The organism is Isoptericola sp. GX10416, assembly GCF_056590155.1.
The window spans coordinates 156,647-172,588 of the sequence record NZ_JBWPVO010000008.1; the positions used below are offsets into that span (position 1 = coordinate 156,647).

The following is a 15,942-nucleotide window of genomic DNA, read 5'->3' on the forward strand; positions in this document are numbered from 1 at the left end:
GATCACCACTTCTCGTACTCGAAGTCAGCCAGGACCATGCCGTGGCTGAGCGCCTCGTCGGAGGTGACCTCCGCGTACGGAGCCTTGGGCAGGATCTCGAACGCCCCCGCGCCTTCCCAGGCGTCGAGCACCCCGGCCTTGCAGACGTACATGTCGTACGTGTAGCGGCCGGGCTTGAGCCAGAGGTCCTTGATGGTCAGCGCGCCTCGCTGAGGCGAGGCCGGGTCCAGCCACATGCCCACCAGACGGGAGTCGCACTGCACGACGACGTTGCCGTCCGCGTCGTTGATGTGGCACGAGACGAAGTACTGGCCGACGACTTCGGGATTGGCGTTCACCGCAAACTCGATCGTCTTGTCCGCCGTCGGCTCCATCATCTCCTCGGCGATCTGAGTCTCGGTGAATCGCAGCTCGCCGGTCCCTGCGCGCCGTTCGGGGTCCTGCTGAGCGATCTGGAAGCTCGTGAACGTCCGTCGATACTCCGCGAGGGCGTCCTCCACGCCGCCTTGGAACGTCAGGCGACCACGGTCGAGGAAGAGGGCCGAGCTGCACAGGGCGGAGACCGTCTGCGCCTGGTGGCTGACGTAGAGGACGGTGCGACCCGACTGAGCCGCCTGCCGCATCTTGGCGAGCGACTTGGCCTGAAACTCCGCGTCACCGACGGCGAGGACCTCGTCGATGGCGAGGATCTCGGTCTCGAGGTGGGCGGCGACGGAGAAGGCCAACCGGACGTACATCCCCGAGGAGTACCGCTTGACCGGCGTGTCGAGGAACTTCTCGACCCCGGAGAAGTCGACGATCTCGTCGAAGCGGCGCTGGATCTCCCGGCGCCGCATGCCGAGCAGAGTGCCGTTGAGGTAGACGTTCTCGCGGCCCGTGAGCTCGGGGTGGAACCCGGTGCCGACCTCCAGCAGGCTGCCGACCCGTCCGCCCAGCTCGACGCGCCCCGAGCTGGGGGCGGTGATCCGGGTGAGGATCTTCAGCAGAGTGCTCTTGCCGGCGCCGTTGCGGCCGATGATTCCGACAGCCTCGCCCCAGGGGATCTCGAGGTCGATGTCGGCCAGCGCCTCGAACGTCTCGTAGGTGGCGCGCCGCAGGGGGTGGCGCAGTCTTCGGACGAGCGCCTCGGTCGCACGGTTGGTGCGTCGCTCGGAGGCGATCCGATAGGTCTTGCCCAACCCCTGGGTGGAGATGGCGGATCCAGTCATGCGTCCTGTCCGTGCTCTCGAAGATGCGTCGACGTCTGGTCGAACGGCCTGGGTCAACAGTAGGAAGACATCAGTGGCGATGGCCGTCTCGATCCGGGTGAAATGGCCCGTCGGAGCCCGGTTCACCCGGTGGGACCGGTCGTTCGTGCGCGCTGTTGATCGACGATGGGGAAGGCGGCATGGCGCCCGGCCCTGCGTGGGAGGTAGCGATGACGACAGGCACAGCGAGTCGCGAGCGTCGTCGTCGTGCCCAGGTGGTGGCCGCCGCCGTCGGCGTCGTGGCGCTGCTGGGAGTGGCCGCAGCCTCATCTTCGTGGACCGGCGGCGACGATCCCGACGACGTCGGTGGTGCCGTCCTGGCGGACGCTGCGGTGTCGGGTACCGCACCTGCCGTGAGAGGTCCGGTTCCGGTGTGCGGGTTCGGCGACCTGGCACAGGTCACCGACGACGGCGTGGTCGATGAGGAGCTGGACGGCCTCGCCGTGGCCGTCCCGGATGTCACCCCGGTGGGAGGAGCGACGTTGATCGACTTCCAGGTGCGTGGTGGGACGGCGTACGTCCTCTCGTTCGACGGCGACTCGACCTATCGGGTGGATCGGTACGACGCCGTCGACGGTTCGGCGGCCGGCGGGTTCGATGTGCCGCTACGACTCGACGACGGCTACGAGTCGTTCACGACCGGGGACTTCCAGGTGGACGATGAAGGGTACGTCTACCTGCTCGACACCCTGATGGGTCGCCGCGACCTGCTCCGGATCGGTCCCGAGGGTGAGCGGGACTGGACAGCCACTCTCCCCCCGTCGACCGAGAGCCGGGGCGATCTCCTCGACCTGTACGGGACGGTGCTGTTGAGCGAGGACGAGGGCGTCGTGGGTGTCCACGAGGGTTCCGCGGGAATGCACCAGATCGCTGCGGACGGCACGGTCCTAGGGTTCGACGATGCGTTCCCCGGCGGGGTGGAGGGTGTGCTGGACGACGGGGCGGTGGTGCTCGCGCAGAACGATGGCAGCCGGTTGGAGCTTCGGGGGCGCACGCGGGACGGGGCGACGACGTTCGCGCTGGGTGGTGAGGACGGGCCGGACGGGCTCGGCCGTGGCGGGCAGTACCTCCCGCGCTCGATGGACGGCGTCGTCAGCGGGCCGGGCGGCGAAGGCCTGCTGGTCGCCGTTGACCAGCTCGGCCTGGAGTGGTACTCGCCGGACGGCGCCCGCCTCGGCGTCTGGCCCGTCTCCCGGGGCGACCTCGACCACGAGCTGCTGCTCGACGCGCGCGCCGGTGTGGCACGGGACGATGACGCCTCGTACCTTCTCGCGGGGACGCAGGACGGCACCTCGCTCGTGCGAGTCTCGGACGGGCGGATGCGGTATCAGCTCACCGCCCCGGTGAAGTACAACGCCGGCACGGACTCCTTCCTGTCGGTGATGGGCATGGGTCTCGGCCTGACGACTCCGGCGGAGTACGGGTACTTCGGGCCGGGGGACGAGCCCGCGGTGTCGCTGTCCGTCGACGACGCCTGGGCCCCGGTGTCCGACCGCTACGTGGTGCGCTATCAGGTCCGGGGCGACCCCCGGCTGCGGGACCCGGTCGCGAGCGAGTGGCAGCAGGTCGAGCTCCCGGCCGACGGGGGCGAGGTGGCGCTCGCGCTGCCGGACGCGCGCGCCGGGGTGTACGAGGTCGACGCCCACCTCGTCGACGTGGGCACCGACGAGGCGGTCTCCGGCGACTGCCTGCGCTACACGGTCGGGCCTGACGGTGCGGACCTCGACCTGGCCTCGATGGCCGACGGCGCGGGGTGGGGCGGCGCGAGCCCGCTGCGTGGGGTGCAGCTCGCGGACGCCCTGGGCTTCGGCAGTCACCGGGTCCAGCTCGACGTCGCCGCGCTGGTGCCAGACCCGACCGCCGAGCCGAGCAGGGACGGCCTCGAGTGGGGCTCGCTGCCGTCCGAGGGGGTGCGCAGCGCGGAGGGCGAGGCGCCGTCGGACCCGTTCACCGAGCTGCGCCGCGCGAGCGAGCTGGCCGACGAGCTCGGGGTGCGACTCGTGGTCCAGCTGGGCTCCGGTGGGGGCGCCGAGCATGCAGCCGTCGAGGCAGGCACGTGGGAGGGCTGGGTGCGCGAGATCGTCGCCGAGGTCTCCCGCCAGGCACCGGGGATCGTGCACTGGGAACCCTGGAACGAGCCGAACGCGACCGGCTTCGACGACGGCGGCGACTACGTCCGCGACGTGGCCGCGCCGTTCGCCCGTGGCGCCCGGGAGGCGAACCCGGACGTGCTCGTCGTCGGCGGCAACTCTCTGGGCGTGGCGCTCGACTGGTGGGAGGACGTCGTGGCCGCCGAGGGTTGCGGCACCATGGACGTCGTCGGCATCCACCCCTACACCGGCCTGAACCGCTCGTGGGAGGAGGAGGGGTTCTCCGAGCCGGGCCGCGAGCTGGACGAGCTGCGTGAGATCCTCGAACCCTGCGGCGACCTGCCCTGGTGGGACACCGAGACCGGCTGGTGGTCCGACGGCGTGGTCAACTTCTGGGCCGGTGGCTCCGACGTCGCGCGCAAGCTCCTCTGGTACCGCCTCGAGGGGATCGAGGAGTGGACCTACTTCTTCTCCGAGGGCGGCTGGGGCGAGACCGGCAACTCGTGGTCGGCGATCCAGCACGACGGATACGTCAAGCCGTTGGGTGCCGCGGCCGCGGCGACGACCCACCTGCTCGACCAATATGCCGAACTCGAGCTGCTGGACGCGCCCGCCCCGGGGACGTACGCCGTCCGGGGCACGGGCGAGGGCGGCGAGCTGCTGGCGCTGTGGACGGACGATCTGGCATCGACCCTGACGCTTGCCGCGCCCGGCGGTGCGCAGGTCGAGCTCGTCGACCAGTACGGGGCGCGTCGGCCCCTCGACGTCCCGGCCGACGGTGTCGCCCTGCCCGTCAGCGGTGCGCCCGCCTTCGTCGTCGCACCGCCCGGCACGGGCCTGACGGCCGCCGCATCGGAGCCGTACGGGGAGGACGTGCTGGAGGGACGGCCGGTGCGTGCCTCGTCGACCCACGAGGACGCCGACGCCGCCGCCATCACCTCCGGGACGTTCAACGTGCGCGACCCGTGGCGGTCCGGGCGGCTCGCGGACGGCTCCGTCGACGAGAACCCGACCGTGACGGTCCGTACCGCCGACCCGGTCGAGATCGACCGGATCGCGGTGGCGACGGCCGGCATCCGCTGCTGCACGGCGGGCCTGCGGGACTACACCGTCGAGGTGCGCGACGCGGCAGGAGACTGGCAGGTGGTCGGCGAGGTGACGGGCCAGCTCTTCGACCGGGTGGCGATGCTGCGCTTCGACCCCCTGACCGTCACCGGCGTGCGGGTGTCGGTCCCCATGACCACCGAACGCGAGGTGCCGGTGCTGGACCTCAACTACTCGGGCGTCGTCGGTGGGCCGCACCCGGCGTTCATGGAGCTCGTCACCGAGAGCGACTACCAGGTCGCGATCAGCGCCGTCCGCGCGTGGGGACCCTCGTGAGGTCAGAGTCCGAGGACCTCGCGCCAGATCACCGCGTGCGCCGCGGCGCTCGCCTCCCACGTGAACTGTCGGGCACGCTCGCGGCCACGGCGGACGCGCTCGGCCGCGCCGTCGCCGTCGAGCGCGTGCACGATCCCGTCGGCGAGGCTCGCCCCGTCCGGCTCCACGAGCGTCCCGGCGTCCCCGCACACCTCGGGCAGGGACGACCGGTTCGCCGCGACGACGTCCACACCGGCGGCCATGGCCTCCAGCGCCGGCAGGCCGAACCCCTCGTACAGCGACGGGACCACCACCGCCTCGGCGGAGGCGACGACGCGCGGCAGCAGGTCGGCGTCGACGAGCCCGGCGAGGTGGGTGCCCGGCAGCGGCCCGAACAGGTCGCTGCGCCGGCCCGACGGCGGCCCGCACAGCACCAGCTCGACGTCCGGGTGGGCGGAGCGCACCTTGGGCCAGGCGTCGGCCAGTCCGGCGAGATTCTTGCGGCGGGACGACCCGCCGGCGTGCAGCACGTACCTGCGCGGCAGGCCGAGACGGTCCCGCTCGGCGGCGGACAGGGGCTCGGGGTCGAACCAGCGCGGGTCCACCCCGTTGTGCACGACGTGGACGTGCTCCAGCCCGAGCCGCTCGGCGACGTCGTCGGCCGCGAACTTCGACGGGGAGACGACGGCGGCGGCCCGGCGGGTCTCGGCGGCGGCGAAGGGCTCGGGGTCGGACTCGTCGTCGAACCGCCACGCCACGGTGTCGTGGACGGTCACGACCTCCGGCACCCGGGACGGCGGCATGGCGAGCCCCATGCGGTGCACGGCCGTGGCGCCGCGGTAGAGGGTCGCGCCGACGGCCTGCCGCACCGTGCCGGGGGCCCGGGTGAGCAGCCAGCGGGGCACGCGGACGGTGCCCGGCAGGTCGGCCCGCAGGCCGCGGGCGATCTCGCGGCGCACCTCGACGTCCCCGCCGAGCGCCACCTCGGCCCGCGCGGCGACCTCCTCCTCGTAGACCTGCTGCCCCATGGGCACAGGGACGGCGATCGTGCCGAGTACCAGTCGTGTGGTCACAGGTCCTCCGTCGACGGTGCGGGCCACCGATTCTGCCCGCCGGGCCGGGCGACCGCACCCATCGGTGTGCTCCGCCGTCGGCCCGCGAGGCACGTGGTGGGGCGCGCCGCGCGGCCCGGCAGCGAGGGGGTGGCGGCGTGCTGAGCGTCGCGCTGGTGACGAGCTCGTTCCTGCCGCGCGTCGGCGGGGTCGAGGAGCACGTGCGCCAGGTGGCCCGTGACCTGCATCGACGCGGGCACCGGGTGACGGTCTGGGCGGTGGACCAGGGCGACGACGGACCGGCGGAGGTCGACGGCGTCCGCGTGCGCTACCTGCCGTGCCCGCTGCCGGCGCGGGACGCCGCGTCCCTCGCACGATTCACCCGCGACGTCACCCGGGCGGCGCTCGTCTGGCGGGACGCGGTGCGCGCCGACCGCCCGGACGTGCTGCACGTGCACTGCTTCGGGCCGAACGGCCCGTGGGCCGCCGCGACCGCGCGGTGGGCGGGCATCCCGCTGGTCCTCACCTCGCACGGAGAGACGTTCGCCGACGCGAACGGCGTGTTCGACAGGTCCCGCCTGCTCGCCACCGCGCTGCGCCGGACCGTGTCGCGGGCGATCGCGGTGACCGGCCCGTCCCGCTTCACGCTGGAGGACCTGGAGCGCCGCTTCGGCCTCGCGGCGGGGAGCGGCATCGTCGTCCCGAACGGCGTCGACCTCCACGAGGCGGGCGACGGTGCGGCCACGGAGGCACCCGCAGGGCTGCCCGGTCGCTACCTGCTGGCGGTGGGCCGGATGGTCCGGGTCAAGGGGTTCGACCTGTTGCTGGAGGCGTTCTCGCGGCTCGCCGTCGGCGATCCCGGGCTCGGGCTGGTGCTGGCGGGCGACGGGCCGGAGGCTGCGGCGCTCGCGCGACGGGCCGACGATCTGGGGCTGGCGGACCGGGTGGTCCTGCCCGGTCGCCTGGCGCCCGCCGGCGTCGCGGCAGCCATGCATGGCGCCGCGGCAGTCGTGGTGCCCAGCCGGTTCGAGTCGTTCGGGATCGTGGTCCTGGAGGCCTGGCGGGCGGGGGTGCCGGTGGTCGCCACCACGCGGGGCGGCCCGCCGGAGTTCGTCACCGACGGCGTCGACGGGGTGCTCGTCGACCCCGAGGACGTCCCGGCACTCACCCGTGCTCTGGCGCGGGTGCTCGGCGACCAGGACGCCGCCTTCCGCCTCGGCGGGGCGGGTGCGCGTTCGGTCCGCGACTACTCGTGGGGGCGCGTGGTCGACGCCTACCTGGAGCTGTACGGGCACGCTGCGCCCGCGGCTACCCACGGTCTCGTGCCCCGGGCAGCCGACCGCGCCTGACCGCCCCCCGCCCCAGCACGCCCAGCGCGGTGGCGGTCACGGCGGCGACGAGCAGGACCGAGCCGACGACGTCGCCGGGCCGGTGGGCGTGGTTGACCACCGACCCGAGGGCCGCGGCGACGACCAGGAACGCTGCGCCGGTCAGGACCGCCGGCGTGGGGTCGCGTGGCCAGAGCAGGACGACGGCCAGGACGAGCGCGGTGGTGGCCGCGACGTGCGTCGACGGGAACGTGTTGACGTCCGGCCCGCCGCTCAGCCCCGTGCCCGCCCCCGGGCGGTCCAGCACCTGGCGCAACCCGTACGCGGCCACGGTCGAGACCGCCACGACGAGCAGCGCCGTCGTGACCGCCGCCCAGCGGCGCCGGACGAGCGCGAGCACGCCGAGCATGACGACGACGGCGGCGAGCAGCAGCGGGAAGACGCGACGCAGCAGCTCCCCGACCGGCTCGAACCAGTCGAGACCGACGACGACGCGGAGGCGGAGCCACTCGTCGGCCCCCCGGCCCGGCGCGGTGTGCACGGAGACGAGGTAGACCAGGGCGCACCCGACGGCGCAGGCAGCACCGGTCAGCAGCAGCGCGCGTCGGCTCATCGGACTCCGATCCCTCGTGACGATCATCCCGTGACCGTCCCGCGGGGCCGAGGCGCGTCCGGGTGAAACTCCGGGTGAACCACCCGTCCCGGACCGCCGGCGCCGGCGCCGCCGCGTCTCCGCCGGATAGCGTGCGAGGGTGCACCCCACGGTGGCCCACCTCGACCACTCCCGCGCCCACGGCGGCGCCGAGCTGGCCCTGCGCCGCACCGTGCTGGCCGCGGAGGGCTGGACGCCGCAGGTCTTCCTCCCCGAGCCGCTCGCTGGGCGGCCTGCCGGCGGAGCCGGTGACGCCGACGTCGCCGACGGGCCGTTCGGCGACCTCCCGCGTCGAGGCGTCCCCGTCCACGTCGCGGGACCCGCGCAGCGGGCCGGGCTGTCCACGGGTACGGGGCTCGCGGGCGGGCTGCGGGGCACGGCCGGCCTGCTCGGGGTGGCCCGGGCGCTGCGGGCCGACCCGGCGTTCCGGGGCGCCGCCGTCGTGCACGCCAACACCACGCGCGCCGCGGTCTACGGGGCGCTCGCGGTGGACCGGCGGCGGCAGGCGTTCGTGGTCCACCTGCGCGACCTCGTCACCGCGGAGGGCATGGGCCGGCTCGCCCACGAGGCGATGCGGCGGTGGGTGCTGGGCCGGGCCGACGCCGTCGTCGCGAACTCCCGCGCCACGCTGGACTCGGCGCGCCCCTACCTGGCCGCCGGGGCCGAGCAGCTCGTCCTGCAGAGCCCCCTCGGGCTCGAGGACCCGGTGCCCGCCGGGACCGTCGCGGACGAGGTCCGCACCGTCGGCATGGTCGCCCGGCTCGCGCCGTGGAAGGGGCAGGAACTGCTGGTGCGGGCCTTCGCCCGGGCCTTCCCGGCCGGTGACGTCCGGCTGCGGCTCGTCGGTGCCGCCCAGTTCGGCGAGGACGACGACGTCGCGCTGCGCGACCTCGCCGGCCGTCTCGGCGTCGCCGAACGCGTCGACCTCATCGGGCACGTCGAGGACGTGGCGGCCGAGATCCGTGCCCTCGACGTGTGCGTGCAGGCGTCGCTCCGGCCCGAGCCGATGGGCCAGAACGTGCTCCAGTACCTCGCGCTGGGCCGGCCGACCGTCGTCGCCGGGGCCGGCGGGCCGCTCGAGTGGGTGACCGACGGCGAGAACGGGCTCGTCTTCACACCGGGCTCGGTCGAGTCGCTCGCTGCTGCGCTCGGCCGGTTGGCCGACGACCACGCCCTGCGGGCGCGCCTGGCGGCCGCCGCTGCCGCGACGCCCGGCATCGCCTCCGACGCCGAGGTGGCGCGGCGGCTGGGCGAGCTGTTCGGCTCGCTCGGCCGCTGAGCAGGACCACCGCCACCTCGCAACCGCTTGGAGCTCGCCACGATCGCAGCGAGCCGGAGCGGTGTCGTCGATGCTCGCCGATCGCCCGGGCAGCGGAGGCGCTGTCGGTGGGGTGGGGCACGATGTCGCGCATGACGTCTCCGGGGAACGAGCTCGAGCCGGTCGGTTATGCCGAGCTGTTGGCTGATCTGAAGGCGCGGGTGCGCGCGACGCGGTTTCGGGCGGCGCGGGCGGCGAACACCGAGGTGTTGCGCCTGTACTGGTCGGTGGGGCACGACATCCTCGAGCGGCAGCAGACTGCGGGCTGGGGGAGCAAGGTCGTCACGTCGTTGGCGGCGGACCTGCAGCGCGAGTTTCCTGACCAGCGTGGCTGGTCGCGCTCGAACCTGCTGTACATGCGGCGGGCCGCAGAGACTTGGCCCACCGAGGAGGAGTTCGTCCACCACGTTGGTGGACGATTGCCGTGGCGGCACGTGACCGTGCTGCTCGACCGGCTCAAGAGCCGCGAGGAGCGGGACTGGTACGCCGCCCGGGCGGTGGAGGACGGGTGGTCGCGCGCGGTGCTCGAGCACCAGATCAAGGCGGACCTTCGCGGTGCCGTCGGAGCGGCGCCGACGAACTTCACCGCTGCCCTCGAGACCCCGGACTCCGAGCTGGCGCAGCAGCTGGTCAAGGACCCCTACGTCTTCGAGCATCTGGCCCTCGTGGAGAAGGTCGCCGAGCGCGATGTCGAGCAGGCGCTGATGGACCGGCTGCAGGACACGATGCTCGAGCTCGGTCGCAGGATGGCGTTCGTCGGACGCCAGGTGCGCCTGAGCGTGCCGGACGACGCGAGCGACCGCGTCGACGAGTTCTTCGTCGACCTGCTGTTCTTCCACGTCGAGCAGCTGCGCTACGTCGTGGTCGAGCTCAAGATCGGTCCCTTCGAGCCCGCCCACGTCGGCCAGCTGGGAACGTACGTGGCGATCGTCGACGACCAGTTCCGTCGCCCCGAGATCCACGCGCCGACGATCGGGATCCTGCTGTGCACCGGAAAGTCCGGGCCCACCGTGCGGTACGCGCTGGCCAGCACCAGCGCGCCCGTCGCCGTCGCGGACTACCAGGGGCTGCCGGCGGACGCTCGCGGCGTGCTGCCCAGCGCGGCAGAGCTCGAGGCCGTCATCGAGGACGAGCTCGACCACCGCCCCTGACGACGTCGGTGCGCCGGGCGACCGCTCCGGCCCGCAGCCCGACGACGACGCCGGCCAGCTCGATCGGCGTGCGGACGACGGCGCCGACCAGGCGGCGTGCCGAGTCCTGGGACGGTGTCCGCACGGCACGCCCGGCTGCCGAGCGCACCTCTCGGGCGGTGTGCCGCAGGACCGTCACCGGGTAGGCCCGGGTGTGCGACGCCGTCGGGCCGAAGACCCGCACCAACATGGCGGCGTGGTTGCGGCGCGCGACGTAGTGCCAGCGGCGGTCGAACCGGTCGCCCCGGATGCTGTACGGCGCGGAGACGTGCCGCACCACGGCGGCCGGGTTGAACACCAGCCGGCGCCCGAGGGCCCGCTGGCGCAGCGCGATGTCGGACTCCTCGCACACGCACGGTGCCGGGTAGCCCCCATGGACGCCGCCGACGTCGAGGATGGCCTGCCGGCGGAACGACATGTTCGCCCCGAGGAAGTGGTCGACGGCGACCACGCGGCCGGGATCGGCGGTGAAGTTCCCGAGCAGGCGCCCGTCCGGCAGGAGACGGCCGATCGCGTCGAGGCCCACGCGGTCCTCGCCGGGGACGCCGTTGACGATGCGGCCACCGACGCCCGTCACGGCCGGGTCGGCGTAGGGCGCGAGGATCTCGTCGAGCCACGTCTCGGTGACGTAGGCGTCGTCGTCGACGAACGCGACCACGTCGCCGCGTGCCGCGGTGACGCCGAGGGCCCGGGACTCGGGCGTCCGGCCGGCACCGAGGTCGTTGCGCAGGTAGAGCGCGCCCGGGAAGTCCTCGACGACGGCCCGCGTGGCGCCGTCGGGCGACGCGTCCACGACCAGCACCTCCAGCGGTGCGGTACGCAGCGCGGCGAGGTGCTCGAGGCACTGGCGGACGTGGTCGGGCCGCCGGAAGGTCGGGATGACGACGGAGGCCGTGAGCTGGTCAGGCACGGCGCGCCTCCGGCGCGATCGTGGACAGGCGGAACCACTCCGGGTGGCGCCGCAGCGGTGTGGTCAGCACAGCCCGGCGAGGTCGGCGTGCTCGGGACGCCCAGCGTCGGTAGACCTCCGGGCGGGAGTACGCCGCCGAGTGGCCGGACCAGCCGAACTTGCGGCGCATGTCCGCGTCGTCGCGCACCCAGGAGTAGTGCACCACTGCCTCGTCGAGGCCGATCACCTCGTGCACGATCGTGTCGGGGCCGTGGGCCGGGTCGGTATTCCGCGCGCGGAGGTCGACGCGGTGGTGGATCGCCGCGTCCGCCTGGCGCGCGCACGTCAGTGTGGTTCCGGGGCGGACCGCCAGCGGCCCGGGATAGCCGGCGACAGGCCGCCAGAACCGGGTGGACGCTTCCAAGTAGCGGCCACCCGACGGCGCGTCGCCCACACGTGCATAGAGCCACCGTGCCGGGTAGTCCAGGGCGGTGGCCCCGACGTCGTGCGCCCGACCGATCGCGGCGAAGAACGTGGCCGGCGCGGCGAGCACCTCGTCCGTGTCGAGCTGCAGCACCCAGTCCGCGCCGTCGGAGGCCCGGTCGAGCGCCGCCTGGCGCTGGTGGGTGTCGTTGTCGAGGGGCTCGTGGTCCGCCCGGTAGTAGTCGCCAGGCACGTACTCGCACTTCCCGGCGACGTCGAGGTCCTTGATGATCCCAAGGCACTCCTCGACCGGCAGCGGAGTGCCGGACCATGACGTGCTGCTGCGGTCGTAGGACACCACGATCCGGTCCACGCGGTCGTAGTACGCGCGGACGCTCGCGGCGAGATAGGCCGGGTCCGCGGCGAGCACGTACGCGTTGAGGCGGATCGGCGACGGACGGGCTGACGGCACACCTGCAGCGTAGGCGCAGCGCGGCGCCGTCGGACGGGGCTCCGGCGGGTGAAACCCGGCGCGGGGCACGGGTTCACCCCGGGCCGTGGCGCCGGATCGCCGCTCACTCCCTGTGGGTGACGCGGCGTACCCTGGGACCGTCAGCCCGCACGCCCCGTCCCGGGGTGAGGTGGGCCCGTCGCCGTGCGCCCGAAGGACTTCATGAACCTCACAGGCATCGTTCCTGCTCTGCTCGCCGACCCCGGTGCGGCCGCCGCCCTGGAGGCCGTGCCGCTCGGCGGTGAGGTCGACGTCGTCGGCCCGAAGGGCGTGCGTGCCCCGCTCGTCGCCGCCGCGGCCGAGAAGCGTCCCCTCGTGGTGGTCACCGCCACCGGGCGCGACGCCGACGAGCTCGCGGCCGCCGTGCGCGCCTACCTGCCGGACGACCGCTACGACGACGTCGCGGTCCTGCCGGCGTGGGAGACGTTGCCGCACGAGCGCCTCAGCCCGCGCGCCGACACGGTGGCCAAGCGGCTCGCGGTGTTCCGGCGGCTGGCGCACCCGGCCGACGAGCCCGGCCAGACCGGCCCGGTCAACGTCCTGATCATGCCGGTGCGCGCGCTGCTGCAGCCGGTCGTCGACGGGCTCGGCGAGCTGGTCCCGGTGGAGCTGCACACAAGTCAAACGGCGGACCTCACCGACATCGGCGACCGTCTCGTCGCGGCGGCCTACACCCGGGTGGACATGGTGGAGCGTCGCGGTGAGTTCGCGGTGCGCGGCGGCATCCTCGACGTCTTCCCACCTACGGAGGACCACCCGCTGCGCCTCGAGTTCTGGGGCGACGAGGTCTCGGAGATCCGGTGGTTCTCGGTGGCGGACCAGCGGTCGCTGGAGATCGCCGACCGGGGGCTGTGGGCGCCGCCGTGCCGCGAGATCCTGCTCACCGACGCGGTGCGTCGGCGGGCGGCGGAGCTGACCGAGCAGCTCCCCGGCGCGATGGACATGCTCGACAAGCTGGCCGCCGGCATCGCGGTCGAGGGCATGGAGTCCCTGGCGCCGGTGCTGGTGGAGCGGATGGTGCCGGTCCTGGAGCTGGTCAGGTCCGACTCGCTGCTCGTCCTCGACGAGCCGGAGCGGGTGCGCCGGCGCGCGCACGACCTGGTGGCCACGACGGAGGAGTTCCTCGCGGCGGCCTGGACGGGCGCCGTCGCGGGTGGCGAGGCGCCGCTCGACCTGTCTGCCGCGTCGTTCGCGACGTTCGCCGAGACGCGCGAGGTCGCCGCCCGCCGGGGGCTCGGCTGGTGGACGCTCTCGGCCTTCTCGCTGGAGGCGGCCGGAGCCGAGGCGGACGACGACGGCGTCGCGGCCGCGGTGTCGACCTCGGACGACGACGCGACCACCTTCACGATCGCGGCGCGCGACGTCGAGTCGTACCGCGGCGACGTCGCCCGGGCGCTCGACGATGTGCAAGGGCTGCAGAAGGCCGGCTGGCGCCTGGTCCTGACCACCGAGGGACCTGGCCCGGCGCAGCGCATGACCGAGCAGCTCCGCGCCGCGGACACGGCCGCCCGTCTCGTCACCGAGCTGGACGACGTGCCCGAGGGCGGCGTCGTGCACGTGGCGCCCGCACTGGTGGGCAAGGGGTTCGTGGTCCCGGAGCTGCAGCTCGCGGTGTTCAGCGAGTCGGACCTCACGGGCCGCCAGGGGTCGTCGACCCGGGACATGCGGCGGATGCCCTCGCGGCGACGCAACGTCGTCGACCCCCTGCAGCTCACGGCCGGCGACTTCGTGGTGCACGAGCAGCACGGCGTCGGCCGGTTCGTCGAGATGGTGCAGCGCACCCTCGGTGCGGGCGCGAGCGCCGCGACGCGCGAGTACCTGGTCATCGAGTACGCCTCGTCCAAGCGGGGGCAGCCGGGCGACCGCCTGTTCGTGCCCACCGACCAGCTCGACCAGGTCACCAAGTACACCGGTGGCGAGTCGCCGAGCCTGTCCAAGATGGGCGGTGCCGACTGGAAGAACACCAAGGCGCGTGCCCGCAAGCACGTCAAGGAGATCGCGAGCGAGCTCATCCGGCTCTACTCCGCGCGGATGGCCACGCAGGGGCACGCGTTCGGGCCGGACACACCGTGGCAGCGCGAGCTGGAGGACGCCTTCGCCTACGTCGAGACCCCCGACCAGCTCGTCACCATCGACGAGGTCAAGGCTGACATGGAGAAGTCCGTGCCGATGGACCGTCTGGTGTGCGGCGACGTCGGCTACGGCAAGACGGAGATCGCCCTGCGGGCGGCGTTCAAGGCCGTGCAGGACGGCAAGCAGGTCGCCATCCTGGTGCCCACCACGCTGCTGGTCCAGCAGCACTTCGACACGTTCTCCGAGCGGTACGCCGGGTTCCCGGTGAACGTGCGGGCGCTGTCGCGCTTCCAGAGCGCCAAGGAGTCGGCGGAGACGCTCGAAGGCCTCAAGGACGGCACCGTCGACGTCGTCATCGGCACCCACCGCATCATCACCGGCTCGGTGCACTTCAAGGACCTCGGCCTGGTGATCATCGACGAGGAGCAGCGGTTCGGCGTCGAGCACAAGGAGACGCTCAAGCAGCTGCGCACCAACGTGGACGTCCTGGCCATGTCGGCGACGCCGATCCCGCGCACGCTGGAGATGGCAGTGACCGGCATCCGCGAGATGTCCACGCTGGCGACGCCGCCCGAGGAGCGCCACCCCGTCCTGACCTACGTCGGCGGGTACGAGGAGCGGCAGATCTCCGCGGCGGTCCGGCGCGAGCTCCTGCGCGAGGGACAGGTCTTCTACGTGCACAACAAGGTCGAGTCCATTCAGCGAGCCGCGACGCGGCTGGCCGAGCTCGTACCGGAGGCCCGGATCGGCGTCGCGCACGGCAAGATGAGCGAGCAGCAGCTCGACCAGGTGATCCGCGCCTTCTGGGAGAAGGAGCTGGACGTGCTGGTCTGCACCACGATCATCGAGACCGGCATGGACATCTCGAACGCGAACACCCTCATCCTCGAGCGTTCCGACACTCTCGGGCTGTCGCAGCTCCACCAGCTCCGCGGTCGCGTCGGCCGTGGGCGCGAGCGGGCCTACGCCTACTTCCTCTACCCGCCGGAGCGTCCCCTCACCGAGACGGCGCACGACCGGTTGGCCACGATGGCGGCCAACACCGACCTCGGCGCGGGCATGCAGATCGCCATGAAGGACCTCGAGATCCGCGGCGCGGGCAACCTGCTCGGCGGCGAGCAGTCCGGGCACATCGCCGGCGTCGGGTTCGACCTGTACGTGCGCATGGTGGGGGAGGCCGTGGCGGCGTTCCGCGGCGACGCCGAGGCTGAGGCGCCCGAGATGACGATCGAGCTGCCCGTAGACGCCCACCTGCCCGAGAAGTACATCGCCACCGAGCGCCTGCGGCTCGAGGCGTACAAGAAGATCGCCGCCGCCCAGGACGCGGCCGCGCTCACCGAGGTGCGCGACGAGCTCGTCGACCGGTACGGAGCTCTGCCGGAACCCACGGAGGCCCTGTTCGAGGTCGCCGAGTTCCGCAACCACGCCCGCCGCGCCGGCCTGGCGGACGTGACCGCTCAGGGCAAGCACATCCGGTTCGCGCCGGTCGACCTGCCCGAGTCGGCGCAGATGCGGCTCAAGCGGCTCTACCCGGGCACGATCCTCAAGCCCGGCATCCGGGCGGTCCTCGTGCCGTTCCCGACGACGGCGCGGATCGGCGGCAAGCCGTTGCGCGGCACCGCCCTGCTGACCTGGGCACGCCAGCTCATCGACGCGGTGGTCCTCGGCGAGGTGGGGGCCGCGGCGACGGCCGGGACGGCGGCGCGGTAGGCGCAGCACGGCCGGCCGACCGCCTCGGGCGACGCCGGCCTCCGGCGAAGGACGCGGCGCTCGCCCGGTCGACGTCGACCCCGGACCGGCGAGGAACGCC

The 15,942-nt window shown here is 73.4% G+C and carries 10 protein-coding genes; 5 read left to right on the forward strand and 5 right to left on the reverse strand.

What is annotated here, in order from left to right; genetic code table 11:
• Positions 1-2: 2 nt before the first annotated feature.
• A complete protein-coding gene (locus ACWAT2_RS13155; protein WP_402374477.1) occupies positions 3-1,208 on the reverse strand; it encodes an ABC transporter ATP-binding protein in 1,206 nt (401 codons plus the stop codon).
• A gap of 209 nt (positions 1,209-1,417) precedes the next feature.
• Here ACWAT2_RS13155 and ACWAT2_RS13160 point away from each other — a divergent pair, with 209 nt between their 5' ends.
• On the forward strand, positions 1,418-4,717 hold the full coding sequence (locus ACWAT2_RS13160; protein ID WP_402374479.1) for a glycoside hydrolase family protein: 3,300 nt from the start codon (positions 1,418-1,420) through the stop codon (positions 4,715-4,717).
• 2 nt (positions 4,718-4,719) lie between these two features.
• On the opposite strand, the gene ACWAT2_RS13165 is transcribed toward ACWAT2_RS13160, so the two are convergent.
• Complete coding sequence (locus ACWAT2_RS13165; protein WP_402374481.1) at positions 4,720-5,769, reverse strand: glycosyltransferase; 1,050 nt, start codon at positions 5,767-5,769, stop codon at positions 4,720-4,722.
• 137 nt (positions 5,770-5,906) lie between these two features.
• On the opposite strand from ACWAT2_RS13165, the gene ACWAT2_RS13170 reads away from it, so the two are divergent.
• Positions 5,907-7,097, forward strand: coding sequence for a glycosyltransferase family 4 protein (locus tag ACWAT2_RS13170; protein ID WP_402374483.1), 1,191 nt, complete (start codon positions 5,907-5,909; stop codon positions 7,095-7,097).
• Here the strand turns inward: ACWAT2_RS13170 and ACWAT2_RS13175 are convergent.
• Positions 7,057-7,689, reverse strand: a complete 633-nt coding sequence (locus ACWAT2_RS13175) for a phosphatase PAP2 family protein (RefSeq protein ID WP_402374485.1) — start codon at positions 7,687-7,689, stop codon at positions 7,057-7,059. The genes ACWAT2_RS13170 and ACWAT2_RS13175 overlap by 41 nt on opposite strands.
• A 139-nt stretch (positions 7,690-7,828) precedes the next feature.
• On the opposite strand from ACWAT2_RS13175, the gene ACWAT2_RS13180 reads away from it, so the two are divergent.
• Together ACWAT2_RS13180 and ACWAT2_RS13185 are read left to right on the forward strand one after the other, a co-directional pair.
• The gene (locus tag ACWAT2_RS13180) at positions 7,829-9,007 is read left to right on the forward strand and encodes a glycosyltransferase family 4 protein (protein ID WP_402374487.1); all 1,179 of its coding nucleotides are present in this window, start codon (positions 7,829-7,831) and stop codon (positions 9,005-9,007) included.
• A gap of 131 nt (positions 9,008-9,138) precedes the next feature.
• Entirely contained in the window at positions 9,139-10,197 is a 1,059-nt protein-coding gene (locus ACWAT2_RS13185) for a PDDEXK nuclease domain-containing protein (RefSeq protein WP_402374489.1), read from the forward strand.
• Here ACWAT2_RS13185 and ACWAT2_RS13190 read toward each other — a convergent pair.
• Positions 10,166-11,146, reverse strand: coding sequence for a glycosyltransferase family 2 protein (locus tag ACWAT2_RS13190; protein ID WP_402374491.1), 981 nt, complete (start codon positions 11,144-11,146; stop codon positions 10,166-10,168). The two genes, ACWAT2_RS13185 and ACWAT2_RS13190, sit on opposite strands and share 32 nt — an antisense overlap.
• A complete protein-coding gene (locus tag ACWAT2_RS13195) occupies positions 11,139-12,020 on the reverse strand; it encodes a hypothetical protein (RefSeq protein WP_402374493.1) in 882 nt (293 codons plus the stop codon). The genes ACWAT2_RS13190 and ACWAT2_RS13195 overlap by 8 nt, the downstream gene beginning before the upstream one ends.
• A 201-nt stretch (positions 12,021-12,221) precedes the next feature.
• Between ACWAT2_RS13195 and mfd the strand changes: the two genes are divergently transcribed.
• On the forward strand, positions 12,222-15,842 hold the full coding sequence (gene mfd, locus ACWAT2_RS13200; RefSeq protein WP_402374495.1) for a transcription-repair coupling factor: 3,621 nt from the start codon (positions 12,222-12,224) through the stop codon (positions 15,840-15,842).
• The last annotated feature ends 100 nt before the right edge of the window (positions 15,843-15,942 follow it).

Excerpts from the sequence above, each read along its gene's own strand:
- ACWAT2_RS13155 (WP_402374477.1), bottom strand. The coding sequence starts at position 1,208 with ATGACTGGATCCGCCATCTCCACCCAGGGGTTGGGCAAGACCTATCGG.
- ACWAT2_RS13160 (WP_402374479.1), top strand. The coding sequence starts at position 1,418 with ATGACGACAGGCACAGCGAGTCGCGAGCGTCGTCGTCGTGCCCAGGTG.
- ACWAT2_RS13175 (WP_402374485.1), bottom strand. The coding sequence starts at position 7,689 with ATGAGCCGACGCGCGCTGCTGCTGACCGGTGCTGCCTGCGCCGTCGGG.
- ACWAT2_RS13185 (WP_402374489.1), top strand. The coding sequence starts at position 9,139 with ATGACGTCTCCGGGGAACGAGCTCGAGCCGGTCGGTTATGCCGAGCTG.
- mfd (WP_402374495.1), top strand. The coding sequence starts at position 12,222 with ATGAACCTCACAGGCATCGTTCCTGCTCTGCTCGCCGACCCCGGTGCG.